The organism is Rhizobium etli CFN 42, assembly GCF_000092045.1.
Taxonomy (GTDB): domain Bacteria; phylum Pseudomonadota; class Alphaproteobacteria; order Rhizobiales; family Rhizobiaceae; genus Rhizobium; species Rhizobium etli.
On record NC_007761.1, the window covers coordinates 298,389 to 322,570 of the forward strand.

General features: G+C 62.1%; 23 protein-coding genes and 2 pseudogenes. 6 read left to right on the forward strand and 19 right to left on the reverse strand.

Translation table 11 applies throughout. The features are described 5' to 3' along the window. Positions 1–15: 15 nt before the first annotated feature. Positions 16–389: pseudogene (locus RHE_RS31355) on the reverse strand (Atu4866 domain-containing protein). A gap of 125 nt (positions 390–514) precedes the next feature. Here RHE_RS31355 and RHE_RS01475 point away from each other — a divergent pair. The 3 genes from RHE_RS01475 to RHE_RS01485 all read left to right on the forward strand — a co-directional run bounded on the left by RHE_RS01475 (position 515) and on the right by RHE_RS01485 (position 2,995). Then, complete coding sequence (locus RHE_RS01475; RefSeq protein WP_011423675.1) at positions 515–1,411, forward strand: LysR family transcriptional regulator; 897 nt, start codon at positions 515–517, stop codon at positions 1,409–1,411. Positions 1,412–1,555: 144 nt separating this feature from the next. Further along, positions 1,556–2,410, forward strand: a complete 855-nt coding sequence (locus tag RHE_RS01480; RefSeq protein WP_011423676.1) for a helix-turn-helix transcriptional regulator — start codon at positions 1,556–1,558, stop codon at positions 2,408–2,410. A 39-nt stretch (positions 2,411–2,449) separates the two neighbouring features. Then, a complete protein-coding gene (locus RHE_RS01485) occupies positions 2,450–2,995 on the forward strand; it encodes a YbhB/YbcL family Raf kinase inhibitor-like protein (protein ID WP_011423677.1) in 546 nt (181 codons plus the stop codon). A gap of 83 nt (positions 2,996–3,078) precedes the next feature. On the opposite strand, the gene RHE_RS01490 is transcribed toward RHE_RS01485, so the two are convergent. Both RHE_RS01490 and RHE_RS01495 read right to left on the reverse strand, forming a co-directional pair. Then, the gene (locus RHE_RS01490; RefSeq protein WP_187331710.1) at positions 3,079–3,570 is read right to left on the reverse strand and encodes a GNAT family N-acetyltransferase; all 492 of its coding nucleotides are present in this window, start codon (positions 3,568–3,570) and stop codon (positions 3,079–3,081) included. Between the two features lie 206 nt (positions 3,571–3,776). Further along, positions 3,777–4,307: a dihydrofolate reductase family protein gene (locus RHE_RS01495; protein ID WP_011423679.1), complete on the reverse strand. Its 531-nt coding sequence runs from the start codon at positions 4,305–4,307 to the stop codon at positions 3,777–3,779. A 330-nt stretch (positions 4,308–4,637) separates the two neighbouring features. Here RHE_RS01495 and RHE_RS01500 point away from each other — a divergent pair, with 330 nt between their 5' ends. After that, a complete protein-coding gene (locus RHE_RS01500; protein WP_042117756.1) occupies positions 4,638–5,336 on the forward strand; it encodes a hypothetical protein in 699 nt (232 codons plus the stop codon). A 220-nt stretch (positions 5,337–5,556) separates the two neighbouring features. Here the strand turns inward: RHE_RS01500 and guaA are convergent, their stop codons facing one another. From guaA to RHE_RS01515, 3 genes are all read right to left on the reverse strand, one after another. After that, positions 5,557–7,119, reverse strand: coding sequence for a glutamine-hydrolyzing GMP synthase (guaA, locus tag RHE_RS01505; RefSeq protein WP_011423681.1), 1,563 nt, complete (start codon positions 7,117–7,119; stop codon positions 5,557–5,559). A 98-nt stretch (positions 7,120–7,217) separates the two neighbouring features. After that, positions 7,218–7,856: a 5'-methylthioadenosine/S-adenosylhomocysteine nucleosidase gene (locus RHE_RS01510; protein ID WP_011423682.1), complete on the reverse strand. Its 639-nt coding sequence runs from the start codon at positions 7,854–7,856 to the stop codon at positions 7,218–7,220. Then, a complete protein-coding gene (locus tag RHE_RS01515) occupies positions 7,853–8,302 on the reverse strand; it encodes a PaaI family thioesterase (protein ID WP_011423683.1) in 450 nt (149 codons plus the stop codon). Before RHE_RS01515 ends, RHE_RS01510 begins: the two co-directional genes overlap by 4 nt. A 241-nt stretch (positions 8,303–8,543) precedes the next feature. Between RHE_RS01515 and RHE_RS01520 the strand changes: the two are divergent. Then, positions 8,544–9,616: pseudogene (locus RHE_RS01520) on the forward strand (DUF2252 family protein). On the opposite strand, the gene RHE_RS01525 reads toward RHE_RS01520, so the two are convergent. The 9 genes from RHE_RS01525 to RHE_RS01565 form a co-directional block, all read right to left on the reverse strand. Continuing rightward, positions 9,598–10,695 carry a DUF1513 domain-containing protein gene (locus RHE_RS01525; protein WP_011423685.1) on the reverse strand — a complete coding sequence of 366 codons (1,098 nt, stop codon included), beginning with the start codon at positions 10,693–10,695 and terminating at the stop codon, positions 9,598–9,600. The pseudogene RHE_RS01520 and the gene RHE_RS01525 sit on opposite strands and share 19 nt — an antisense overlap. Positions 10,696–10,699: 4 nt before the next feature. Next, a complete protein-coding gene (locus tag RHE_RS01530) occupies positions 10,700–11,800 on the reverse strand; it encodes an imelysin family protein (RefSeq protein ID WP_011423686.1) in 1,101 nt (366 codons plus the stop codon). Next, positions 11,800–13,338: a di-heme oxidoreductase family protein gene (locus tag RHE_RS01535; RefSeq protein ID WP_011423687.1), complete on the reverse strand. Its 1,539-nt coding sequence runs from the start codon at positions 13,336–13,338 to the stop codon at positions 11,800–11,802. Before RHE_RS01535 ends, RHE_RS01530 begins: the two co-directional genes overlap by 1 nt. Positions 13,339–13,383: 45 nt before the next feature. Next, positions 13,384–14,658: an imelysin family protein gene (locus RHE_RS01540; protein ID WP_011423688.1), complete on the reverse strand. Its 1,275-nt coding sequence runs from the start codon at positions 14,656–14,658 to the stop codon at positions 13,384–13,386. A gap of 168 nt (positions 14,659–14,826) precedes the next feature. Beyond that, entirely contained in the window at positions 14,827–16,116 is a 1,290-nt protein-coding gene (locus RHE_RS01545) for an RsmB/NOP family class I SAM-dependent RNA methyltransferase (protein WP_011423689.1), read from the reverse strand. Between the two features lie 156 nt (positions 16,117–16,272). Then, positions 16,273–16,635 (reverse strand): septal ring lytic transglycosylase RlpA family protein, encoded by a 363-nt coding sequence (locus RHE_RS01550; RefSeq protein WP_011423690.1) that lies wholly within the window; start codon positions 16,633–16,635, stop codon positions 16,273–16,275. Positions 16,636–17,032: 397 nt separating this feature from the next. After that, entirely contained in the window at positions 17,033–17,902 is an 870-nt protein-coding gene (locus RHE_RS01555; protein WP_011423691.1) for an SDR family oxidoreductase, read from the reverse strand. Next, on the reverse strand, positions 17,902–19,059 hold the full coding sequence (gene queG / locus RHE_RS01560) for a tRNA epoxyqueuosine(34) reductase QueG (RefSeq protein WP_011423692.1): 1,158 nt from the start codon (positions 19,057–19,059) through the stop codon (positions 17,902–17,904). The genes RHE_RS01555 and queG overlap by 1 nt, the downstream gene beginning before the upstream one ends. 12 nt (positions 19,060–19,071) lie before the next feature. After that, entirely contained in the window at positions 19,072–19,764 is a 693-nt protein-coding gene (locus RHE_RS01565; protein ID WP_011423693.1) for a glutathione S-transferase family protein, read from the reverse strand. 258 nt (positions 19,765–20,022) lie between these two features. Between RHE_RS01565 and RHE_RS01570 the strand changes: the two genes are divergently transcribed. Continuing rightward, positions 20,023–20,820, forward strand: a complete 798-nt coding sequence (locus RHE_RS01570) for an undecaprenyl-diphosphate phosphatase (protein WP_011423694.1) — start codon at positions 20,023–20,025, stop codon at positions 20,818–20,820. A gap of 670 nt (positions 20,821–21,490) precedes the next feature. On the opposite strand, the gene RHE_RS01580 is transcribed toward RHE_RS01570, so the two are convergent. From RHE_RS01580 to RHE_RS01595, 4 genes are all read right to left on the reverse strand, one after another. Then, on the reverse strand, positions 21,491–22,471 hold the full coding sequence (locus tag RHE_RS01580; protein WP_011423696.1) for a complex I NDUFA9 subunit family protein: 981 nt from the start codon (positions 22,469–22,471) through the stop codon (positions 21,491–21,493). A gap of 106 nt (positions 22,472–22,577) precedes the next feature. Next, entirely contained in the window at positions 22,578–22,865 is a 288-nt protein-coding gene (locus tag RHE_RS01585; RefSeq protein ID WP_011423697.1) for a DUF1330 domain-containing protein, read from the reverse strand. 22 nt (positions 22,866–22,887) lie between these two features. Next, entirely contained in the window at positions 22,888–23,595 is a 708-nt protein-coding gene (gene pyrF, locus RHE_RS01590) for an orotidine-5'-phosphate decarboxylase (protein ID WP_011423698.1), read from the reverse strand. A gap of 5 nt (positions 23,596–23,600) precedes the next feature. Further along, positions 23,601–24,182, reverse strand: a complete 582-nt coding sequence (locus RHE_RS01595) for a histidine phosphatase family protein (protein ID WP_011423699.1) — start codon at positions 24,180–24,182, stop codon at positions 23,601–23,603.

The window sequence follows — 24,182 nt, forward strand, 5'->3', positions numbered from 1 at the left end:
CGGTGTGCGGGCGGCTCATTTGCGGCGAAGCACCATGCCGCCGTGATGGAGCGTATTGTCGTCGACGAAATCGCCGTCGGCGATGAAGCCCGTATCGTCCCGGTATTCGATATGCGTTCCGGTGACTTCGTATCGCCCGCGATAGGCGTGCTCGCGGTTTCCGCGGGCCTCGTCGTAACGATTGTCAGGCAGGAGTTCATGCCGCACGCGGCCGTCTTCGGTGACCCACATGCCGACATAGGGATGTTGCTGCATGGTGTTCTCGCTTGGTTGTTGGAACTTGGATTTTCGCTCGGTCGAGGCGTCGGCGGACCACGCGGGGAGCGCCGCGCCGGTCAGAATGACCGGGTGAAGAAATGCAGAACTGGGCTGCTGGAAATCTTTCGCATCGCTCTTCCTTCGAAGCAGGGGCACTTAGGGCTGGGCCATGGCTTGACCTCGACAGTAAGATAATTTTCCCGAGCTGCGCGATTAAGTTGCCAATGCCGGACAACTTGGTTAGTACTGCTAACCAATGGCCGATGATCTCGAGGGCATTTCAGTCTTTCTCGCCGTGGCGGAGGCGCGGAATTTCCGGCTTGCCGGCGAGCGTCTGGGCGTTACCCGCTCCGCCGTCAGCCAGGCCTTGCAGCGTCTCGAGGACCGGCTTGGTGCGCCCTTGGTTCAGCGCACGACGCGCAGCGTCAGCCTGACCGAGGCCGGCGAAGTCTTCCTCGAGGCGGTTCGTCCCTCGATGCGCCAGGTCAGGGATGCGATGCAGACGGTGCGCGACATGCAGGCGCGCCCGAGCGGTCTGCTGCGAATCACCGTTTCCTCCATCGCCGAGCGCTTCCTGTCCGGCACATTGCTGACCGGATTCCTGCAGGCCTGCCCGGGCATCAAGCTCGATATCACCATCACCGATGACGAATTCGACATCGTCGAAGCCGGCTTCGATGCTGGTGTGAGACTGGGCGAGGTGATCGAGCAGGACATGATCGCGGTACCGGTGTCCGCCCCTCAGAGGCAATGCTCAGCCGCATCCCCCGGCTATCTTCAACGTCACGCTCCTCCTCGGCACCCTCGCGACCTGCAGAACCACGCCTGCATCGGGTGGCGGCCACGCCCGGACACCGCACCCTATCGCTGGGAGTTCAGGGAGAACGGCCGCGATTTCGACGTCGCCGTCGACCCCATGATCACGACCAATGATATGGGCATGATGATCCGCATGGCCTGCGCCGGGGCCGGGATCACTTTCGGCATGGTGGAAACCTTCGAACCTTATGTCGATCGCGGCGAGCTGGTGCCGCTGCTGGAGGAATTCTGCCCATCGTTTCCGGGCTTTTATCTCTACTATCCCAAGCGCCAGAGGCAGCCACTGAAGCTGCGTGCGCTGGTCGACTATGTGCGCCGGTCAGCCGGTCGTTAAGCCCCTGGCCCAAGTCCTGGCTCCTGGCCCAAGGTTGCTGACGGCACGTGGCTTTGATATTCCCGAGCCTCCAGGTCCATGGCGAGCGGGCGGCGTCACCGATCCCGCGATCGCCGTTCTGGCTATCCCGCTGGCGGAGAATCTATGCGCGACGACGTCTTTCCTATCCCGACCAGGGCGTTGATCCGCCAGGGTGGGCGAGCCTGCTTCTACCGCCTCGTCAACACCACTCCCCTGTTGATCCAGGTCCAATCGGGAACGAAGATCGTCATGTCGGACGACAAGCCTTTACGACTAGAGGCCGGCGACTACGGCCTGCTGCCCGACTACAGGCCGTTGACGATGGAGAATATTCCCAAGGCGCCGCAGAAATATCAGACCCTGGCCCTTCCAATTCCGCGACAGCTTTTCGAGGACGCATATGATAGGATGGGATCGGTCGCCGTGCCATCGAGACCTCTTCCCGCCAGCACCTCAGGCCTGCCGGAGGAAGCTGCGGCATTGTTCGAGTATTGCTGCCAGCCGGGCAATCTGGCGCGCCTTCCCGGCGCTATCGCCAAGGCTCGCCTGATGGAACTCGTCACCTGGTTCGCGCTCCGCGGGGCGGTGCTCGGCCGATGCGAAAGCTCCCGGCTTGAGGACCGGTTGAGGCAGATGATCGAAGCTGATCCCGCCGCCGCCTGGACATTGGCCCAAGCTGCGCGCTTGTTCAACATGAGCGAGGCGACGCTGAGGCGCAGGCTCTCCGGAGAGAATACCGCCTTCAGCGAGATATTGACCGATACCCGAATGAATCGCGCTCTTGCACTCATTCAGACCACGACATTGCCGATGGCCCAGGTTGCGCTGGAGGTCGGATATGACTCACCTTCGCAATTTTCAGCACGTTTCAAGGAGCGGTTCGGCGTCAGCCCGCGCCATGTACGCAGCGGCACCGAGCAGTTTGAGCGGATCGGGGCAGAAATTGAGCAGAGCGGGGCAGATGCACTTGCGCGGTGACGGTAGTTTCCCGGCATCGTCAACCACAGGAGAACAGCAATGCGTTTGATCACAGCAGCACTTATGGCCGCCTCCGTCTTCGGCGCCACGGCCGCTCACGCCGAAATGAAACTCACCTCGAAGGACCTGGCCGCCGGCAAGGCCATGGCCGACGCGCAGGTCTTCAACGGCTTCGGCTGCTCGGGCAGGAACATCTCGCCGGAACTGGCCTGGTCGGGCGCGCCAGAGGGAACCAAGAGCTTCGCCGTCATGGCGTATGATCCGGATGCGCCCACAGGTTCCGGCTGGTGGCATTGGTCGGTGTTCAACATTCCGGCAGACGCCTCGAAGATTGCCACCGGCGCCAGCGGTGACAAAAAGCTTCCGGCAGGGGCCGTGGAAGGCCGCACGGATTTCGGTACATCAGGCTATGGCGGCGCATGCCCGCCGGCCGGCGATAAGCCGCACCGCTACCAGTTCACTGTCTATGCGCTCAAGGTGGACAAGCTTCCGCTTCCCGAGACGGCGCCGGGCGCCATGGTCGGCTTCTATGTCAGGGCAAACACGCTCGACAAGGCCTCGATCGAAGTCACCTATGGCCGCTGAGGCAGTCGTCACAGCTATTGTCCCCATAGAGCATGGCCGGCCGAGGAACCTTGGCCGGCCATGCCCGCTCTCATGCAGGCAAACTAATCCGTCACGGCTTCCCAGCAAATCAACGGACCGTCTTCGGCATCGATGCGCTCGCCGGTGCGGATGAACCCGTTGCGCTCGAGAACACGTTGCGACGCGATGTTCCCGATCCCTGTCTCGGCAGAGAGCAGAGCCACTCGAGGATCGCTCCGTCCCCATGCCAGCAACTGCCCTATGGCCCGGGTCGTGCATCCACGGCCCTGGCGGGAAGGCGCAATGCCATAGCCGATGTGGATGTTTCCATCTCGTGGCGTTCTGACGATGGAGCAGAGACCGACGATCTCATCCTCCTCCACGATCATCCAGGCCGACGGCGAGAATGCCGCGCCGATGTCGGCCGCAAGGCGGCGCAGCATCTCCAATACCTCAGGAGGCGCAATCGCGCTGTCGGGGACAAGGCGCAGGTTAAGAGGCGCGCTGCCCTTCAGCAGCGCGTCAAAATCAATAGGCGTTAGCTCGATGATCATATTCTTCTCGACATTAGACATGCACCCGCATGGGCGCGCTAAGGCCGGGCAATAATGGGGATCAGCTCTCGGCCGCGATGCCGAGCGCCTCTATCCCTACCGCCGCAGCCGGTGAGTTCTGAATTGTTGCGACGGCAAACAAAGGCCTTCTCCTGCAAATGAAAGTGCGAATAACAGGCGCGACCACCCTAGCACGTTATTGTCAGCGATTCTTCCAGTTCGGGAAATTAAGCTGGAACGTAGACCAACCGGATCACATCCTCGTCAATTTTGTCATTGGCGATAAGGCGCAGCCGCGGTCGGGGTCCGGCAAAATAGGGCGTGCCGTGACCGAGCACAACGGGATGCAGATAGATAATATACTCGTCGATCAGGCCGAGGTCGGTGAGGCTTCGCGCCAGGTCCGGTCCGGCCACTTCGATCTCTCCGTCGCCTTCGGCTTTCAGCTTGCGGATCGCACTCCCAAGATCGCCCTCGACCAGCCTGGCGTTGGAACCGACCGATTTCAACGAACGCGAGACGACCCATTTCGGCTGGTTTCGCCAGGCGGCCGCGAAGTCGCGTTCGTCTGCGTTCCATTCAGAATGATCGTCATCCCAGTAACGCATGATCTCATACATTTGCCGACCGTACACGCTGCCCGCTTGCCTCCGCGTCGACTCGACGAAGTGACGGAAGAGCGTCGGGCTAGGGCCGAACGCCATGTGATCGACATAGCCGTCCAGGGACTGGTTCATTCCGAACACGAGCTTGGCCATGCTCACTTCCTTTCCTTCAACGGTTCATCGCCGGGAGTCGGATGGCGTTGCGTGATCGCTCAAAGCCTAGATGGACTGATAGTAACTTGCAATCGGTTTTTCACAGACCAGTGTAGGCAACTCGCAAAAGAGCGCCATTGGGAACTACCAATCGCGCCTCAGTACGAAAAGGAGTGCGCAGGCAACCCTCTGCGAAAGGATTCGCAGTGACCACTATTGGCGTCACGGAAGCGATCTGCAATTGTGACGCGGTCATTCTACTCGTTCGGGGATCCAAGCATCGCATATGTATCAGTACTCCTCGACCGCATTGCAGAACAGCCGACATGGTTGGACGACTACGGCGTTCCCCGCTTTGGAGATTTCTCGCCGGAAGACATAGGGAATATTTACGCCTCCGAAGCGGCGCTCGCCGAGGTTTCATGCCAAGGGTGCGGACGCATGTTCAAGGTCGCGCTAACTGAAGTCTTCGCTAGCAAAAGTTTGGGCTTGAATGATGAGATCCGCCTCAGTCGGGTGGATTACGGGGATCCGCCAAACGTTCATTGCTGCGGTGCTGGGCCTGCCATGAGCAGCGTTATGCACCGGATTCTAGAGTATTGGTCTCGGGACTATGAGGCCAGCATGAACTGGCAGCGGGATACAACTTTTGAGGGGCCGATCGCAGAGGAGCCGGTTGATCCACCAGACACGATAGCAGAGGTGCTTGCCGCGGTCGGATCAGGCGTACAGTCAATCCGCATCATGTGCACGAGCCGCAGGAATCGCTGCGACCTCGCTGGCCGGATTACGACGGAGATGGTAAGAACCGGACGCGTGCTTGTTACCTATCACGAAAGCTACGTGAGCATCGCTCACCAGATGATCGAAGGCCTCGTGCCGAGCGCGGATGTCGGCCATTGGAAAGAAGAGCGCAAGGTAACCCTGGTTGAATTCTCGCGTCTCAAGGACATTCCCCTGTCTACGATCAGCTGTCATCATTCTGGCGGGACCGGGTCCGATGGACGACGCTATGCAAAAGATTTGTAAGCGACTCTCGGCAGAGGCTGGCGACAAAGTTCAGATCGAGTTCGTGCTGGCGCATTCGTGCGCTATGACTGCCAGCGCCGATCTCGTCATCGACGCCAGCCGCAATGTGACGTCGAGCCGAGCTCCTCCCCTGTAGTTTCATGAGGCCTCGCTTTCACCATCCCGGAGGCGGCGAAAGCATTTGCTGGTCGGGATGGCGTTCCCGGGCACCCTACAACCTTCACTCCCACTCGATGGTGCCGGGCGGCTTTGACGTGACATCATAGACCACACGGTTGATGCCGCGCACCTCATTGATGATGCGGGTGGCGGCGCGGCCGAGGAATTCCATGTCGTAGTGGTAGAAATCGGCGGTCATGCCGTCGACGGAGGTGACGGCGCGCAGCGCGCAGACGAATTCATAGGTGCGCCCGTCGCCCATGACGCCGACGGTCTGGACCGGGAGCAGCACGGCGAAGGCCTGCCAGATGGCGTCGTAGAGGCCGGCCTTGCGGATTTCGTCGAGATAGATCGCATCGGCCTCGCGCAGGATCTCGAGCTTCTCGCGGGTGATGCCGCCGGGGCAACGGATGGCAAGGCCGGGGCCGGGGAAGGGATGACGGCCAATGAAGCTGTCGGGCAGGCCGAGTTCACGGCCGAGCGCGCGCACCTCGTCCTTGAAGAGTTCGCGCAGCGGCTCGACGAGCTGCATCTTCATGCGTTCCGGCAGGCCGCCGACATTATGGTGCGACTTGATCGTCACCGACGGGCCGCCGGTGAAGGAAACGCTCTCGATCACGTCAGGATAGAGCGTGCCCTGGCCGAGGAAATCGGCGCCGCCGAGTTTCTTTGCCTCTTCCTCGAAGGTCTCGATGAAGAGCCGGCCGATGATCTTGCGCTTGGTTTCCGGGTCGCTGACGCCTTCGAGCTCGCCGATGAAGCGGTCCGAGGCATCGACGTGCAGCAGATGCAGATTGTAGTGCTCGCGGAACATGGCGACGACATTGGCCGCCTCGTCCTTCCGCATCAGGCCGTGGTCGACGAGGATGCAGGTCAGCTGGTCGCCGACGGCCTCGTGGATCAGGAGCGCTGCGACGGAGCTGTCGACGCCGCCCGAAAGCGCGCAGATGACGCGCTTGTCGCCCACCTGCTTGCGGATCTCTTCGACCGCCTTTTGGCGATAGGCCGACATCGACCAGTCGCCCTTGATTCCAGCGACATTGTGAATGAAGTTGCCGATCAGCTTGGCGCCGTCAGGCGTATGGACGACCTCGGGGTGGAATTGCACGCCGTAATATTTGCGCTTCTCGTCGGCGATGAAGGCGAAGGGCGCATTGGAAGAGGTGGCGACCACCTTGAAACCATCGGGCAGCGCGGTGACGCGGTCGCCATGGCTCATCCACACCTGATGGCGCGAGCCGGAGGACCAGAGGCCTTCGAACAGCTCGCAATCCTTGTCGACATCCAGAAAGGCGCGTCCGAATTCACGGTGATGGCCGCTTTCGACCTTGCCGCCGAGCTGCATGCACATCGTCTGCTGACCGTAGCAGATGCCGAAGACCGGCAGGCCACTGTCGAAGATGATCTGAGGCGCTCGCGGCGATCCCTCGTCCACGGTGGAAGCCGGGCTGCCGGAGAGGATCACGGCCTTCGGCTGTAGGCGCTTGAAGCCTTCTTCGGCAGATTGAAAGGGAACGATCTCGCAATAGACGCCGGCCTCGCGCACGCGCCGTGCGATGAGCTGGGTCACCTGGCTGCCGAAATCGACGATGAGAACGGAGTCGGGATGTGCTGTCTGGGTCATGGCGAGGCTTTAAAGAAAAGCGCTTCGCCTGGCAATCCGGGAAATCGACGGCGTCGGGTTTTTATTGTTCCGATTGTCTCCGCGCGGGGCGCTGAGCTCTAAAACCAGAAAACCCCGTCCTCCAGCGCCGTGAACAGGCTGTCGACGCCGTAGGAGAGCTTGCGGTCGACGATGTGCAGATATTCCGTCCAGCCGGAGATATGCTGCAGTTCGACCGCACCGTCGGAAATGCCGCGCAGGCCGATCAGCGGCAGCTTGTAGCCCTGGCAGGCGCGCAGCACCGCATAGGTCTCCATGTCGACCATGTCGGCGTCGATATCGCTATAGGCGGCACCCGAGATGACGTTGCCGCCGGTGGAAAGGCTTGCCTCGGGAATGCCGGGGATGCGCAGCGGCAGCTCGAGCGCCGCAGGCAGGTCGAGAAACGGCGTCCTGCCCTTTTCGAAACCGAGCGGCGAGGCGTCCATGTCGCGATAGGAAACCGAGCTCACCTGATAGACTTCGGTCTGCTCCAGTTTCGCCGAACCGGCCGAGCCGAGCGAAACCACGAGATCCGGCAGGTCGTCGGCCGCATCCAGCCGTGCCAAGGTCTTGGTCAGCGCGACCGCCGCCTCGACCGGGCCGACGCCGGTCATCAAGGGTTCGATGCGCGAACGCAGGAAGGAGCCGTATTCGGCCTCCGCCGCCATGACGAAAAGCATGGATTTTCCTGCGACCGACTTCAGCTCGAACTTCATCCTGTAATTCCTTCTCTGCCGCGGATGACCATCATCGTTCCGGTCATGGACGCGATGAGTTTCGCCGGCCCGTCACTGATCGCGTAGCCTCGCCCGTCGGCGACGATAATGGTGGAGCCGGGTTTGGTGATTTCCCCGCGAAACAGGAAGCGCTCGCCACGCCCCGGCGACATGAGGTTGACTTTGAACTCGATCGTCAGGATCGAGGCTTCGGGGTCGATGAGGCTGTAGGCCGCAAAGCCGCAGGCCGAATCCAGTGCCGCCGAAATGATGCCCGCATGCAGGATGCCGTGCTGCTGTGTCAGTTTAACGTCGAAGGGAAGCTCGATCTCGACGACGCCGTGCTCGACGCGCGTCAGCGCCGCGCCGATCGTCTGCATCGCCGCTTGGCGCGCAAAATTGCGGCGGATTCGCGCGCGGAAATCGCCCCTGTCAGTCTCGCTCATGGCTACCCCTCTCGAAGCCGGGAAAGTGGCATGACGGGCCGCATTCGACAAGCTGGACGTTGCCGAAATCCGGTCGCGACGCTGCCGGAAACCGCAAACCGTGTCGCCGGGGCAACCTTTCGCCGTGCCGCGATTGCACAGCCTGCTTCGCGAGCGCCGCCAGCCGCGTGCAATGGTGATTGCAGCTTCGCGCGAAGCGCGTATTCTCGCATCGAACTCGAAATGATGGAGCATCAGCGGCATGATGATATCGCAATCGGTCCGGAATTTCGAGAACTGGCTGACCGGCGAACTCGGCGACGATCTCGTCAAGAAGGATCTGCGGGAGAAGCACAAGAAGATGCGCAGCAGCGCGTTCGTCTTCCTGCGCGCCACCTATTGGCGCTGGTGCGAAACCATCCTCGACATCTGCCAGGACCTCGCAGGCGCGCCTGAAGTGCTGGCGATCGGCGATACGCATCTGGAAAATTTCGGCACCTGGCGCGACGTCGAGGGCCGGCTCGTCTGGGGCGTCAATGATTTCGATGACGCGGCGGTTATGCCTTATGCGCTCGACCTCGTTCGTCTGGCGGCAAGCGCCATCCTGGCGCGCGGCGACAGCGGCCCGTCCGTCCGCATGATCGGCGAACTGATCCTCACCGGCTATCGCCGGGGCCTTGAAAATCCGCTGCCCGTCATCCTCGAACGTGACTACAAATGGCTACGCCAAGCATTGGTGCTGCCGAATGCCGAACGCCGGGAATTTGGGAGAAATACGAGACGCTGCGTCCCGGCAAGAAACTGGTTCCTTCCGCCTATATCAGGGCGCTTACCGGTGCATTGCCGCCCGGCTCAGGTCGCTTCGTGGCGAAGCCGCATCGCGCCGGCACCGGCAGTCTCGGTCGGCCGCGTTTCGTCGCCTATAGCGAATGGCAGGGCGGGCCGGTTCTGCGCGAGGCGAAGGCGCTGGTGCCGTCAGCCTTGTCGCTTTGCCGCGGGCCGCAGCATGGGACGATCCATGCAGGCAAGATTGCCGGAGGGCGGATGCGCTCGGCCGTTCCACATTATGCCGTCTCCGGCCGGATCCTCCTGCGCCGGCTCTCGCCGAACAGCCGCAAGATCGAGATCGACAAGCACCCGGAAATCCTGCTTGCGCCAACGATGCTCGAGCTGACGGGCTTCGAGATCGCCAACTGCCATTCCGACGATCCGACGGCGGCGGCGGCGATCCTGGACGATCTGCGGGTGCGCGGGAGCGAATGGTTGCATGAAGCGGCAAGGGCCGCCGCATCGGCGATCAGTGCCGAGCAGAAGGCCTATGCGCGCGTCGGCTGAGAGATCCGAACGATGTGCTGATCCCATGCGACAGAGCTGCGGGTCTGCAGGAAATCCCCGTCATAGGAGGAGACGGCAAAGCCCTCTTTCGCCGGCGCGATGCCCGCTGCATCCGCAATTGTCGTCTCGGCCAGCACCTTGCCCGTCCTCGCGTCGATCGTCACAGAGGCGCCGCCTTTCGGCGAGGTGACGCCGACGAGGCCTTCGCTACGATTGACGGCGATCGCGCCGACGTAGTTGGCAAGCCTGCGCGTCGTCTCTTCCGGCAGGTCGACGAAGGAAAGATCCTCCCCCTTGGCGAAATGACCGACAAGCGGCGGCAGGTCCTTGCGGCGGCCCTCGTACTGGCAGGCGAACCAGATGCGGCCGTCGCCGTCGAGGTCGACGTGGCGGGTCGACAGCTGCGACCATTCGGCCGGCAGCACGTGTTTTTCGATCAACGCGCCCGTCGTGGCATCGATCAGGACCAGCGATGGCTGCATCGCCCCGAGATTGAGCTTGATGCGGCCGAAGTCCGGATGCGTCTCGATGCCGCCATTGGCAACGATGAGAAGGCGCCCGTCATCGGAAACGGTCATGTCGTGCGGGCCGATGCCGTACGTCTCGAATTCACCGATGCGGGTGAAACGGTCGGTCGCGTTGTAGATGCCGATCATGCCGCGATTGCCATCGAAATCATTCTCGCTGGCGTAGAGAATGCGGCCATCGGGCGAGAAGACGCCGTGGCCGTAGAAATGCCGGTCTGCCCGGGAGTTGATGACGATCGGCTGGCTCCTATGCCTGACATCGAAGATCATCGCATAGGTGCCGGGCCGGCGCGCAAAGGCGACGGTCTTGCCGGTGGCGGCGCTGAAGGCCATGCCGTGAGCTCGGGCAGGTAGCGCCAACTGATCGATGATTTCGCCGCGCTCTGTCACCGTCGCGATGGCAAAGGAGCCGTCGGCGGCGCGAATGCCCGAGGCGTAGACGGCGTCCGAGCGCTCCAAGGCCATCAGCGACCTTGGCGTCAAGGCCGCAAGGAAGCCGATTCCTGCCGCCTTGACGAAGCTGCGTCGATCGATCGTGGTGCTTCGTATCATCGCTTCAGTCTCCGTCCGAAAAGGAAAAGCCGGCCGAAAGGCCGACGGCCGAGCCATATTCGTCGCTTATTCTGGTGATCAGCTGGCGGCTGTCGGCAAGCAATGCATCGAGCTTGGCCTTCTCGGCATCGCTCACAGCGACGTCGATGTCGGGATTGAGCTTCGGCACGCTGTCGAGCAGCGATTTGAAATCCGCGTCGATCGAAGCCTCGACCGACCGTTTGTCCGCCGGCAGAAGCTCGGCCATGCCGGCCTTCTGCCAGAGCGTCCGCAGGCCTTCCAGATTGGCGGCCATGGATTTCCAGGTATTCTTCGAACGCCAGTAGATGGCCATGCGCGGCCGCGGCGCGGTGTCCTTGCCCTTGTAGAACTGCTCCAGCCGTTGGTCGCGGACATTCTCCGCGCCGTGGACGAGAATGCCGAGCAGCGCGGTCACGGCTTCCCTATTGTCCATGAAATCATTGCTCTGCGGGCCTGGATGTTTCCAACTCGCCTGCACGCCATCGGGCTTTTCCCAGGCGGCGACGACTTCGCCCGCCTCACGCTGGATATTGCCGGCGACCGCCTGGCCGTAAAGGCAGCGGAATCCGCCCTTCTGCTTGACGAGGTCCTCCGAGCCGCTGCCGTAGAGCACATATTCCAACGCCGTCAGGCCTTGCAGCGCGACGCTTTTGTCGGCGATGGCATCGACGGTGGCGTCCTTCGGATCGGCCTTGGCGATCAGCGCTTGCACCTGCTTCAGGCCCACGCCCTTGCGGTCGGGGTAAAACAGGATGTGCTCGAAGAGATTGTCCTGGATGACGGGCCCGGTCTGGACGATCTCGATGATCGACCAGTAGCGGATCGTATCGTCGAATGCGGATTTGGCCTTGTCGAGCGTCTGCTGCGTGCCGTCGCTGCAGAGATCCTTCATTGCCGTCGTCAGCCGGGCGGCCGATTGCTGCATGTTGCGATAGCCCGGGCGGATCACCTCGTCGACGGCGCGCTGCATGACGGCGGGAACGGCATCCTCGTTCAGCCCTGCCTGAGGAGCGGCGGTCTGAGCGGCCGCCGACGTGGCGAGGCCGATCAGAGTGAGGCAGAGCAGCGGGTGCCAAAGGCGCATCAAAGTGACTCCAGGAATGTAATCAGGGCCGCTCTGTCGTCTTTTGACAGCGCGGAGAAAGCGTTGCGGGCCTTTTCAGCTTCGCCGCCATGCCAGAGGATCGCTTCGGTGAGGTCCCGCGCACGGCCGTCATGCAGGAAAAAGCTGTGTCCGCTGACAGTCCGGGTCAGTCCTATACCCCATAGCGGCGGCGTGCGCCATTCACGTCCGCTTGCAAGCCCGACCTGTTGGCCATCGGAAAGGCCGTCGCCCATGTCGTGCAGGAGAAAATCGGAATAGGGCCAGACCAGCTGGAAGGATTGCGCCTTGTTGGTCGCATCCCGGCGGGTGACGAATTTCGGCACATGGCAGGAAATGCAGCCGGTTTCGTAAAAGATCCGCTTGCCGCGCAGCGTGTCAGGGAAGCTCGCCTTGCGGCGCGCCGGAACGGCGAGATTTTCCGAATAGAAAGTCACGAGATCGAGAATGGGACCCGGTGCTTCTTCTGCGCCCAGCCATTCTTGCACGCCGGTCGGCATTGCCTGACATTTCTTTTCCGCCTCGGTGCAATCGCCATGCGCGTCCGGCTGGTCGGGCGTCGAAATACCGATATCATTGGCGAAGGCGTCCGCATTCTGGTCGCGCACCGTGGCGTTCTGCGCCTTCAAGCCGAAGCGGCCGAGCGCGATCTTTCCGCTGCGGTGGTCGCGCACGATCGCCGCCTTGCCGGAGGTGCCGTCGCCATCGGCATCGTCGGGATCGGCATGGGCAAGGATATCGGCCGCGGGGATCGCCTCGATCAGCCCGAGGCCGATCATGGCGGGGGCGACACGCGCCGAGATCGTCGTCGATGCATCGAGTGGTCCATAGGCCAGGTTGGTCGCGGCGTAATGCGGTCGGCGCAGCGATACGATCTCGCCGTCGCCAAGCTTTACCGTCCCCTCATCATAGCGGATCGTCATCCGGCCTTCACCGGCGAGGCCGGGAACGGCAAGATCCTGCAGCTGATGGCCATAGACCGGATCGGGGAAGTTGAGGATGTCAGCGCTTGCGATCGCCTTTTCTTCTTCCGGCGTCCTGGCTGCGCGGGAAAGCCGCAGGAACATCGACACGGCGCTCGGTCCCCTTTCCGGCGGTTTGCCGCGGCCGTCATTGACATGACAGCTCATGCAGGAGCGGGCGTTGAAGAGTGGCCCGAGCCCATCTGAGGCCTGCGTCGAGGAGGGCGCGGAAACCCAGAGTTTGCGGAAGAGCGCATTGCCGAGCTTGAAATTCTGCTCTTCCTCGAAAGGCATGTTGGCCGAAATATGCGTGAAGCTGTCTTCGGTGACCGGATCGATCGAGGTCGTCGCACCCGCCTGCATTGCTTCGTATTGTTCGGCCTTTGAAAAGTCCTTGGTCGGCCGGGTGACGTCGGCGACGCGTTTGAGATCGGCCTCGGAGAGGTCGGCGCGTTTCGCCGGCAGATCGAAACCGGCGGCAATCGTTGCGGAAAATCCGGAAAGCAGGGCGCAGAGCGCTGCGCTGGCGATCAATCGGGGGGCCGGAGCATGCGACATTTCAGGGTCCGGGCCGCTCCGACTTTTGAAGCGGCCCGCCTTTGCTTATTTGAAGACGGCGTTAGGATTATCCAAGCTGTCGGAACCTTCAAGCTGAACCGTACCGAGATCGAGTGCGGCAATAACGCGCTGGATCGACGTCGTCTGGTCGATCAGCCCGTCGATGGCGGCCTGGACGACGGCGTTGCCTTCCTTGTTGCCCTCGGCGATCATCTGATCGTACTTCTCGACCGTCTCGCCGCGCTTGGCCATGGCGTTCATCGCATCGAGCGTCTTGTTGAGCTTGCCTTCCATCTCGGCGTCGAGCGCCTTGTCCTTGGCGGCGACGAGGTCGTGCAGTGACGGGCCGCCGAGCTTGGTGCCGTCGACGCGGGTGTAGTCGCCGGTATAGGCGGCGGCGATGCCGATCGCGTCGTTGAGATGCGAGTTGTAGGTATTGTCGGAGAAGCAATCATGCTCTTCTTCCGGATCGTGCAGCAGCAGCCCGAGCTTCATGCGCTCGCCGGCAAGCTCGCCATAGGAGAGCGAACCCATGCCCGTCAGGATCGCGACGAGGCCGGCCTTCGGATCGGCTTCGACGTTCTTCGTTGCGGCACCGTCCGGCTTCCAGTCGTCGGTCATTTCCTGCAGATCGGAAACCAGCAGGGTGGAAGCGGACTTCAGATATTCGGCGCGGCGGTCGCAATTGCCGTGCGTGCAGTTCTTGAGGTCGTAATCCGTTGCCGGGCGGTTGCCGGCGCCTGGCCCCGTGCCGTTCAGATCCTGACCCCAGAGCAGGAACTCGATGGCGTGATAGCCGGTCGCCACATTGGCTTCGATGCCGCCGGCTTCGGCAAGCGTGCCGGAGAGGAATTCAGGTGTCAGCTTCGTGGCGTCGACATCCTTGCCGTCGATCTTGATCGTCTTGCTGGCGATGACGTTTGCCACGTAAAGTGAATTTTCGTCGCTCTCGGTGCCGTAGGAGGCATCGACATAATCGATCAGGCCCTCGTCGAGAGGCCAGGCGTTGACCTTGCCTTCCCAGTCGTCAACAATCGGATTGCCGAAGCGATAGACTTCCGTCTGCTGGTAGGGCACGCGCGCCTTGATCCAGGCGTCCCTGGCGGCCTTGAGCGTCTCGTCGGTCGGCGCCTTCAGGAAGGCGTCGATCGCGGCGTCAAGCGCCTTTGCCGTCGTCAGCGAGTCCTCGTATTTGGCGTGCGCCACCTCGGCATAATGTTTCACCACGGCGGCAGCATCGGTCTCGGCCTGCGCGGGAAGGGCGAGCAGCGCGGCGGGGGCGATCGCCAGCACGGCTGCACGGAATGTGTTGAGCTTCATGATCCTCTCCTGTGACGGGTCTTCCGCCTAATCGGGCTCCGTCTCTTCGCGCAAAAGCAAACTGGTGTCAAACGCTCTAGTTTGGAATAATTTTAAGATGAGAAGGCGCTGCAACACGCTTGTTTCGCAACGCATTCGCCTTGAGAAACCGGCGGCAACCACGCCGAGTCAGGCTTTCCGCTGCATGCGGCAGAAGAAGAAGCCGTCCGTATCGGTGGAAGCAGGCGTTAGCGTCACCGTCAGGCCGTCGGAAGAATGCGGATGCGGGGCATCCTTGCCGAACAGGCCGTCCCAGGCCGGCAACGCACTGACGATCTGGAAGTCGGGATTGTCGGCCGTGAAGCGGCGCACCTGTTCTTCGTTCTCCTGCGGCAGCACCGAGCAGGTGACGTAGATCAGCTCGCCGCCCGTTTTGACAAAGCCGCTCGCCTGCGCCAGCGCATCCTGCTGCTGGGCGGTGCGCTCGGCGAGGTTTTTTGCCGTCAACCGCCATTTCGTGTCAGGGCGGCGGCGCCATGTGCCGGTGCCGGTGCAGGGGGCGTCGACCAGCACCTTGTCGCAGCGTCCGGCAAGGCCGAAGAGCCCTTTGACGTCATCATGCACCTGGACATTGCGCGTGCCCGCCCGCTTCAGCCGTTCGATGATCGGCGCCAGCCGTCTGCGGTCGGCGTCGTAGGCGTGGACCTGTCCCTTGTTCTGCATGGCGGCCGCCATGGCGAGCGTCTTGCCGCCGCCGCCGGCGCAATAATCGAGGATCTGTTCGCCGTCTTTGGCGAGCACCAGGTCGGCGACGATCTGCGATCCCTCGTCCTGAACTTCGAACCAGCCCTTTTGAAACGAAAGCTCGGCTGTGACGTTGGGCAGACGCGAGGCGCCTTCGCCGGCGGCAATCCGGATGCCGTAGCGGGCGATTTTCGCAGCATGCGCGCCGGCGCGTTCGAGCGCCTTGACGGCCTTGTCGCGGGAGGCCTTCAGGATGTTGGCGCGCAGATCGAGTGTCGGTCGCGCCGCAAGTGCCTGTGCCTCGGCCAGCCATCCGGCGCCGAAGGCCTGTTCGAAGGAGGGTTGGACCCATTCGGGAATATCGCCGCGGATATGCGGCGGCGCGTCGTCGAGCGAGCGGCTTGCAAAGGCGGCGAGGGCGTCGGCTGAAAGCGGCGTCGGCGCAAACTTGTCGTCCGCCAGGTCGGCGCCGAGACTGTCGGGTGTGAAGCCCCATTGGCGGAACATGACGGCATGGGCAATGGCCGAAGCGCTGTCGTCATCCATCAGCCAGGCATGGGAAAGCCGCATGCGCAGCGCGTCATAGACGATGTTGCCGATTGCGGCGCGGTCGCCGGAGCCGGCGAAGCGATGGGCAAGACCCCAATCCTTCAGCGCGTCGGCGACAGGTCGCTTGCGGGCATCGATATCCGCGAGCACTGAAATCGCCCCTTCGAGGCGGCCGCCCAGACGCATTCACATGTCTCCTATTGCCGTGGCATGTGAACGATCCGCGCTGATGCGACAGTCGCGGGGCGGATGGGTCACAAGTCTCAACCGCGTGGTAGCCGCGATTGACGGCAAGAGCAAGCGCGGCTGACGGCGCAGCCGGTTGTTAAGAGGCTTACGGCCTTAGCTGATAACCTGGTAGCAGACCTTCGCAGTGCCCGAGCTCACCATGCCGATATTCTGCGCGGCTGCCCGCGACAGGTCGAGCACGCGGCCCCGAATGAACGGACCTCGATCGTTGATCCGAACGACGACGGTGCGGCCATTGTTGCGGTTGGTGACCTTCACCTTGGTGCCGAATGCGAGCGAACGATGCGCAGCAGTCAAGACGGCGGGGTTCATACGTTCCCCGGAAGCAGTTTTGGAGCGAAGCGCGTACCATGAAGCACCGCCGCAGCCATTTCCAGCAAAACTCTCCGCCGGAAGCATGGAAGAGCAGGCTGCAATAGTTACGGCAGCGACAATAGAACGACCTATTTTCTTCAAAACAGAGTATCCCTCAACTATTGAACTTACGCCCTTGCAGGCGGTGGGGCTTAAATCTGTTAAAAAGTGGCGAAAAAGTGCCGCTGCAGTTCACGGAACGTTACAGTATGTAACATTTGTGAGAGCATTGATATAATGTCGGAAATTGGTGACTGCCGTCATCCGTGGAAAAAACATAATAAAATCAGTTCAAATGCGAATGAATTTTCCCGAGTAACTGCCGCCGTCCCGTCGTTCACAAAAATCGCGAAAATTTTTTTCTGGTTTTGCCATATTCATTGCCACAATTGGGCAAATTTAAAGGCTGTTAACCATAATATAGGGCGAAATTTTACCGCCTGCTGACGGAAAGTAGGAATTTCCTACTCCTTTCGGGTGAGCGCGCGAGCCGCCGGCTCTAGCCGCGCCAGCGCCCATCCTGCCACAATTGCGCAAGCGACATCGGATAGGTCGGGAAGGAGAGTTCGAAGCCCGCCTTCTTGAGCTTCGCATTGGAAACGCGTTTGTTCTCACCGTAAAAGGTGCGTGCCATCGGCGTCAGTTCGGCGGTTTCGAACGCCTGTTCCGGCGGCGGTTCGACGCCCATCAGGCGCGCCGCCTCGACAATCACATCCTGCGGCGGGCCGGGCCGGTCGTCGGTGACATTATAGATACCGCCGAGGCCGCGTGCCGACAGGAAGCGCGTTGCCGCACCGATATCCTCGACGCGGATGCGGTTGAAGACCTGATTTTTTTTGATCAGCCGCCGCGCCGTGCCCTTTTCGAGGTTGCAGAAGGCGTTGCGCCCCGGCCCGTAAATGCCGGAAAGGCGCAGCACCGCCGCCGGCACACCGCGCTCCTGGCCCAGCGCCAGCCAGCCCTGTTCGGCCTCCAGCCGCTCCTTCGATCTCCCGGAAATCGGTAGGCACCGCGTTTCCTCGGTTACCCAGGCGCCCTTGTGATCGCCATAGACGCCGACGGTGGAGAGATAGCCGATCCATTCGAGCCGGGGCAGGAGACGGCCGCTGTCTTCGCCTAATAGCTGCAGCAGCGGGTCGGCCTTTCCTGGGGCGATCGATTGCACGAGGTGGGTGACGCTCTCAAGAGCGCGGCTCAGCCCGTCTCCCATTGTCTCGCCATCGAAGAGGAAGGCTTCGATCCCGTTGGCTCGCAGCGCCTCGAGCTTCTCGGCCGAACGCGTGGTGCCGGAAACGCGCACGCCCTGGCTGGCAAAGGCCTTCGCAATCGCCGTACCGGAATAACCGCAGCCAAAGATCATCACATGCATCAGCCCACTCCCGCCAACCGCCATTCGTGCAGCACATCGTCGTCGCTCTCATCAGTCCTTTGTGCGGCAAAGGCCGAGAATTCGCCAGCCTCCATCAGCCGGGAAAGCGCCCAGACCGCCATGCCGCGCACCGCCGGGGCGGCATCGCCGGCGAGTTCGCGACATTGCGCAATGAGCGCCGTCTCGCCGGAATTTCCCGCAGCGATCAGCACATTGCGGATGAAGCGGTCGCGGCCGATCCGCTTGACCGGCGAGCCGCTGAAAAGGGCGCGGAAGGCGGCATCGTCGAGCGTCAGCAGAAAGGCGAGCGACGGCTGCTTCAGATCTTCGCGGGCCTTGAGCTTCATTTCGGAGGCGGAGACCGCGAACTTGTTCCAGGGGCAGGCGGCAAGACAGTCGTCACAGCCATAGATGCGATTGCCGATCAGCGGCCTGAGATCGGGGTCGATCGGCCCCTTGTGCTCGATCGTGAGATAGGAGATGCAGCGTCGCGCATCGATCTGATAGGGCGCGGGGAAAGCAGCCGTCGGGCAGACATCGAGACAGGCGCGGCAGGAGCCGCAATGATCGGCCTCCGCCTCATCGGTGACGAGGTCGGCGGTGGTGAACATGCTGCCGAGAAACAGCCAGGAACCATGCGTACGGCTGACGAGATTGGTATGTTTGCCCTGCCAGCCGAGGCCGGCCGCGGCCGCTAAGGGCTTTTCCATGACAGGCGCGGTATCGACGAAGACCTTCACATCGGCGCCGGCCCGCGCCGCAAAACGCGTGGCGATCTCCTTCAACCGGCCCTTGATGATGTCGTGATAATCGCGGTTGCGGGCATAAACGGAGATCGCTGCCTTGTCCGGCTTGTCGAGGATGCCGCGCGGATCTTCTTCCGGGGCGTAGTTGAGGCCGAAGACAACGACGGATCGCACCTCGCTCCAGAGGGTCAGGGGATCGCCGCGCCGCTCGCGCGTCTCCGCCATCCACTCCATTGTCCCGTGAAGCCCGGCATCGATGAACTGGCCGAGGCGCTGCTTCGCTTCAGGAATCGCATCCGGGCGGGTGATGCGGCAGAGATCGAAGCCCTTGGCGGCAGATTCCGTCCTGACGAACTCGGTCAAATTGTCGCGGCGCCGCCGCTCTTTGTCATCTCTATAAGCTTCGGGCATGAAGAGCCCTCGTCAGAAATCCAGATCGGCATAGTGTGAAACGGGGGTCAGGCCGCGCACACGCTCCGTCAGCATCGGCCGGAAAGAGGGGCGCGATTTCAGCCGCTGATACCACTCCTTGACGACCGGGGCTTCGGCCCACTCGATCTCGCCGAGATAATCGAGGATCGAGACCGAGGCGGCGGCGGCGAGATCGGCATAGCTCATCCGCTCTCCCGCCAGCCATTGGCGCGAGCCGGCAAGCCAGGTGAGATAACGCATATGCTGGCGGATATTCGCGCGGGCCGTACGCAAAATCTTCGAATCCGGCGCTCCGCCACCCTGATCTGATGTCATCTGCAACTTGTAGACACGCTCACGGGCGAGCGGCTTCGTCACGTCGTTTTCCATCTTCTGCATGAACCATTCGGTCAGCCTGCGGATTTCCGCCCGCTGGAATGGGTCCTCGGCGAGCAGCCGCCGGTCGCGCTTCAAGACCCCGTGCGTCTCGTCGAGATATTCGGAAATGACGCTCGCGCCGCAGAGCGCGCGCATACTGTCGTCGACATAGACCGGCAGCGTGCCGGCCGGGTTGAGCGCCAGGAAATCCCGGCGCTTCTCCCATGTCTGCTCCTCGATCAGATCCGCCTGATAGCCGTATTCCGCTAGGATCAGCCGGACGAAGCGAGATGCGGAGGACATGGGATGATGATAAAGCGTGGGCATCGATACTCGGGCTTTATGATTGCTGTTACAGGACTGTGTGGCAGCTCGTTTATAGCGCCTTAGTCATGACTCATTGGTTGAAGCTATAGGAGTTTGGCCAGGCCAATACAAGCGAATCGGCTTTCACGCCATCTGACAAGGGACAAAACACACATCGTGCCTACGAGGATAACGGCTGCCTGATCGGTTCAGACGCAGCTCAGAGAATTTCCAGCAGGAAAGGCTCGATCCGAACGATCTTTAAACCGGAGACAATTTATGGACTATATCAATGCCGCCATTCTCGGTGTCATCGAGGGGATCACCGAGTTTCTGCCGATCTCGAGCACCGGCCATCTCATCATTGCAGAGCAATGGCTCGGCCATCGGTCGGACATGTTCAATATCGTCATTCAGGCGGGTGCCATCCTTGCCGTCACCATCATCTATTGGCGCCGCCTGCTGGATCTGGTGCTCGGCTGGCGCGAGCCTGAGAATCGGGACTATGCCGCCAAGCTGATCGTCGCATTTCTCATCACCGCTATCCTCGGGCTCGTCGTCAAGAAGCTCGGCTTTGAACTTCCCGAGACCGCGACGCCGATCGCCTGGGCGCTCATCATCGGCGGCATCTGGATGATCTTTGCCGAATGGGCCGCCGCGCGCCGGCCGCCGCATAAGCAGATCACCTGGCTTGTCGCCATCCTGGTCGGCATCGCCCAGATCGTTGCCGGCGTCTTTCCGGGTACGTCACGCTCCGGCGCCACGATTTTTGTCGCCCTGCTGGCCGGCACCGGCAATCGCGCCGCGGCGACCGAATTCGCCTTTCTCGTCGGCATCCCCACAATGTATGCCGCAAGCGGCTATGAACTGCTGAAGACCTTCAAGGATGGCGGCGCGGCAGGTGAAGACTGGACGGCGCTCGCCATCGCCTTCGTCGTCTCCACGATCGTCGCTTTCATCGCCGTCAAATGGCTGCTCGCCTATATCAGGAGCAACCGCTTCACGCTGTTTGCCATCTACCGCATCATTCTCGGCGTCTTGCTGCTCGGCATGACCGCAACCGGCATGATCGCCTGAGGCACCTGCAAATGCATTCGCGCAACTCCCGGCGCGAATGCATTGCCCGTCGGAATTGGGCGCACGAATATCCGCTCGGCCGCTATCTTGAGAGGAAGGACGCTCGTCGCTGCTTCGAAGCAGGCAATACCGAGCCTTCATTGCGGAAACGCCTTGTTCGGCGTTCCCGACTGCTTGTCTTCGTAGATGCCGGCGCAAGGTGCCGGCTTTTTCGTCAATGGCTGATCGAAGCCGTCGAGCAAGGATCGACGCCGTAGGCCGGCGAGCAGTCGCCCTTGATCGCCGCGACCGAACCGGGCGCAACGAAAGAGCCTGCCATGATAATCAGCGCCGCACACGCAAAAAGGAGCGCGATTGACTTGCCCATCGAGTAATGCCTTTCACAGTGATTGCCGCACGCCTTCGCAGACGTTGAGTCCGTTGGAAGACGCGGGGTTTGGTAGTCAGTGGAATGACAAATAGCAATAAACGTTCCTGCTAAATTTGGCGTTAATTCCACAAAATTTCCGCTGCGCCTTTTATGCAACGCTGCTCGATCTAGCCGGCAGGAAAACATGCCGAGTTTGCGCCGACATGACAGCGCCACACGCCTTTCAAGACGCGCAGCTGCGGCAAAGCAAAACGCCGCCCGCCGGATCGGCGCGGCGCTATCGTTCCTCGGGAAAGATGGTCAGGCAGCCTTGCCGGAACCGGTATACTGGCCGTGCGGACGGTACTGCACGAGGTAGGAGCCGAGCACCGATGCCGGCATGGTCGGCGTAATGCCGAGGCCCTTCAATGTGCGGCCTTCCGCCTCCGCTTCTGGGGATACGACGTTGTCGCGCTTGAGCAGGCGCACCTGGTCCGGCGTGATCGGCGGTGTCACGAAGGGGATCAGCGAGGCGATGCTGCCGATCAGAGAAGCCAGGCCGAAGGGCAGGGACACCAGCGGGTTCTTGCGGCTCGTCACCTTCAGCATCATCTCGAGACATTCGCGGAAGCTCAGCACCTCGGGTCCGCCGAGCTCATAGATCTTGCCGCCGGCAACCTTGCCGTCGACGGCGCGGGCGACCGCCTCGGCGACGTCCTCGACATAAACAGGCTGGAATTTCGTCTTGCCGCCGCCGACCAGCGGCAGGACAGGCGACATGCGGGCCATATCGGCAAACTTGTTGAAAAAGCTGTCCTCCGGTCCAAAGACGATCGACGGACGGAAGATCACCGCATCGGGCTTGATGGAGAGAATGGCCGCTTCCGCGCGGCCTTTGGTGCGGCCATAATCCGAATCGGAATCGGTGTTGGCGCCGATCGCCGAAATATGGGTAAGGGTCGCGCCGGCATTGCGCGCCGCTTCGGCAACCGCGCGCGCGCCGAATTCCTGCACCGCGTCGAAGGTGTTGCGGCCGGTCTCATGCAAAATACCGACGCAGTTGACGACGTGGCTGGCGCCCTCGGCGGCACGGTCGATCGAGTTGCGATAGCGCAGGTTCGCCTGCACGAAAGAAATTTGGCCGACATTGCCGAGCGGCTGCAGGAACCCGGCGAGATCGGGCCGGCGTACGGCGACCCGGATGCGATAGCCGCGCTTGGCGAGCGCCCGCACCACATGCCTGCCCACGAAGCCGGAGCCTCCGAACACGGTGACGAGCGGTGGCAGGTTGGCAAGGGTCATGGCAGGCTCCTCGAAAGGCTGTGCGGGATGCTGTATCCCGTCTTAGCCCAATCCCGGCGCGACGGGAAGGCCCATCGCGCCGTGAGTTTTGCGGGTGCGAAGGGACTCAGACGCCTTCGACGACGACCATTTCCGCATCGGCCACTTCTTGGCGGATTTTGGCGGCGATCTGGTATTCCGGCGAATTATAGCAGTCGACCGCATGCTGCATCGACGGGAATTCGATCACGACATTGCGGGTGCGCGCCTTGCCCTCGAGCTCGGTGATCGCGCCGCCGCGCGCCAGGAAATTCGCCCCGTATTTTTCGAAGGCCGGTTTGGCCGCCGCCACATAATCCTTGTAGCGCTCGGCGTCGCGAACGTCGACGCGCGCAATCCAATATGCCTTGGCCATGATCTTCTCCCTTTGGTTCTCGTCAGCGGTTTGCCGGCCAGAGCGCGCCCACCATTTCGTTGAGGACGGCGCGGGCCGCCTGTTTCGGATCGGGCGCTTTGACGATCGGCCGACCGACGACGAGATGGGTTGATCCCGCTTTCAGCGCATCGAAAGGCGTCATCACCCGCTTCTGGTCGCCCTTGTCGCTGCCGGTCGGGCGAATACCGGGGGTGACGATCGCCATGTCGGGACCGACGACCTCCCGCACCTCGGCCGCCTCCGCCGCCGAACAGACGATGCCGCCCATGCCGGCGGCGCGCGCCTGTCCGGCGCGGCTGAGCACCAGGCTGTGCGGGTCCTGGTTATAGCCGGCCTCGGCAAGGTCCTCGGCATCCATCGAGGTCAGCACGGTGACGCCGAGCAGGCAGAGGCCGGAGCCGGCCGCGGCCTCCACCGCCGCTCTCATCGCCTTCGGATAGGCATGCAGCGTCAGCATCGACATGCCCATCTTGGCGATATTCTCGACGCCTGACGCGACTGTGTTGTCGATGTCGAGCAGCTTCATGTCGAGAAAGATCTTCTTGCCGCTTGCGGCAAGGTCGCGGGCGAATTCGAGACCGCCGGCAAAAACCAGCTGATAGCCGATCTTATAAAAGAGAATGTCGTCGCCGAGCGTGGAAACCAGTCGTTCCGCCTCGCCGATCGTTGGTACATCCAGGCCGACGATCAGCCGCTCGCGTGCGTCCATGTGAGTCACCCCCGCCAGTCTTCGATGGGCGTCCAGTCGCATGTTAGGCCGAGATCCGCAAGGCCGAAAGCATAGAGATTGCCGCCGCCGGCCGGTTGGTCGCGGTCGCGGGCGATCGGCCGGCCCGCCAGATGGCATTTGAGCAGCGTGCCGACGCCACCATGGCCGACGAAGGCGATCGGTGCGGCCGTATCATGTGTGGCGAGAACGGCCGTTACCGCCGCTACGATGCGGGCCTGCGCGTCGACGGCGCGCTCCCAGCCCCTGAAGCTTTCTTCCGGATGGGCAAAGAACCAGTTCGCCGCCTCTTCGAACTGCGGCGGCGGCAGGAAACCGGTGGCCGAACGGTCGTTCTCGTGCATGCCATGCACGATCTCGACGCTGATGCCGGAGGCGGCCGCCAGGATTTCGGCCGTTTCGATCGCCTTCGTCTCCTCGCTGGAGACGATGCGGGTCAGCCGTCTGGCCCAGTCGCTCTCGGCAGCTTTGCGCGCTCGCGCCGCGCCGACCTCGGAAAGCCCCCATTTCGGCACGGGAACATTCGCATCGATTCTGACTTGCGGATGGGTGACATAGAGCCCGAACAT

Bases quoted from the DNA above. Each gene is read 5' to 3' on its own strand.
- RHE_RS01525 (WP_011423685.1), bottom strand. From the start codon at position 10,695: ATGATACGAAGCACCACGATCGATCGACGCAGCTTCGTCAAGGCGGCA.
- queG (WP_011423692.1), bottom strand. From the start codon at position 19,059: ATGCCCGAAGCTTATAGAGATGACAAAGAGCGGCGGCGCCGCGACAAT.
- RHE_RS01495 (WP_011423679.1), bottom strand. From the start codon at position 4,307: ATGGCCAAGCTCGTGTTCGGAATGAACCAGTCCCTGGACGGCTATGTC.
- RHE_RS01585 (WP_011423697.1), bottom strand. From the start codon at position 22,865: ATGGCCAAGGCATATTGGATTGCGCGCGTCGACGTTCGCGACGCCGAG.
- pyrF (WP_011423698.1), bottom strand. From the start codon at position 23,595: ATGGACGCACGCGAGCGGCTGATCGTCGGCCTGGATGTACCAACGATC.
- RHE_RS01510 (WP_011423682.1), bottom strand. From the start codon at position 7,856: ATGAAGTTCGAGCTGAAGTCGGTCGCAGGAAAATCCATGCTTTTCGTC.
- RHE_RS01570 (WP_011423694.1), top strand. From the start codon at position 20,023: ATGGACTATATCAATGCCGCCATTCTCGGTGTCATCGAGGGGATCACC.
- RHE_RS01485 (WP_011423677.1), top strand. From the start codon at position 2,450: ATGCGTTTGATCACAGCAGCACTTATGGCCGCCTCCGTCTTCGGCGCC.
- RHE_RS01595 (WP_011423699.1), bottom strand. From the start codon at position 24,182: ATGTTCGGGCTCTATGTCACCCATCCGCAAGTCAGAATCGATGCGAAT.
- RHE_RS01555 (WP_011423691.1), bottom strand. From the start codon at position 17,902: ATGCATGTGATGATCTTTGGCTGCGGTTATTCCGGTACGGCGATTGCG.
- RHE_RS01475 (WP_011423675.1), top strand. From the start codon at position 515: ATGGCCGATGATCTCGAGGGCATTTCAGTCTTTCTCGCCGTGGCGGAG.
- guaA (WP_011423681.1), bottom strand. From the start codon at position 7,119: ATGACCCAGACAGCACATCCCGACTCCGTTCTCATCGTCGATTTCGGC.
- RHE_RS01545 (WP_011423689.1), bottom strand. From the start codon at position 16,116: ATGCGTCTGGGCGGCCGCCTCGAAGGGGCGATTTCAGTGCTCGCGGAT.
- RHE_RS01480 (WP_011423676.1), top strand. From the start codon at position 1,556: ATGCGCGACGACGTCTTTCCTATCCCGACCAGGGCGTTGATCCGCCAG.
- RHE_RS01565 (WP_011423693.1), bottom strand. From the start codon at position 19,764: ATGCCCACGCTTTATCATCATCCCATGTCCTCCGCATCTCGCTTCGTC.
- RHE_RS01540 (WP_011423688.1), bottom strand. From the start codon at position 14,658: ATGAAGCTCAACACATTCCGTGCAGCCGTGCTGGCGATCGCCCCCGCC.
- RHE_RS01535 (WP_011423687.1), bottom strand. From the start codon at position 13,338: ATGTCGCATGCTCCGGCCCCCCGATTGATCGCCAGCGCAGCGCTCTGC.
- RHE_RS01490 (WP_187331710.1), bottom strand. From the start codon at position 3,570: ATGTCTAATGTCGAGAAGAATATGATCATCGAGCTAACGCCTATTGAT.
- RHE_RS01530 (WP_011423686.1), bottom strand. From the start codon at position 11,800: ATGCGCCTTTGGCACCCGCTGCTCTGCCTCACTCTGATCGGCCTCGCC.
- RHE_RS01580 (WP_011423696.1), bottom strand. From the start codon at position 22,471: ATGACCCTTGCCAACCTGCCACCGCTCGTCACCGTGTTCGGAGGCTCC.
- RHE_RS01515 (WP_011423683.1), bottom strand. From the start codon at position 8,302: ATGAGCGAGACTGACAGGGGCGATTTCCGCGCGCGAATCCGCCGCAAT.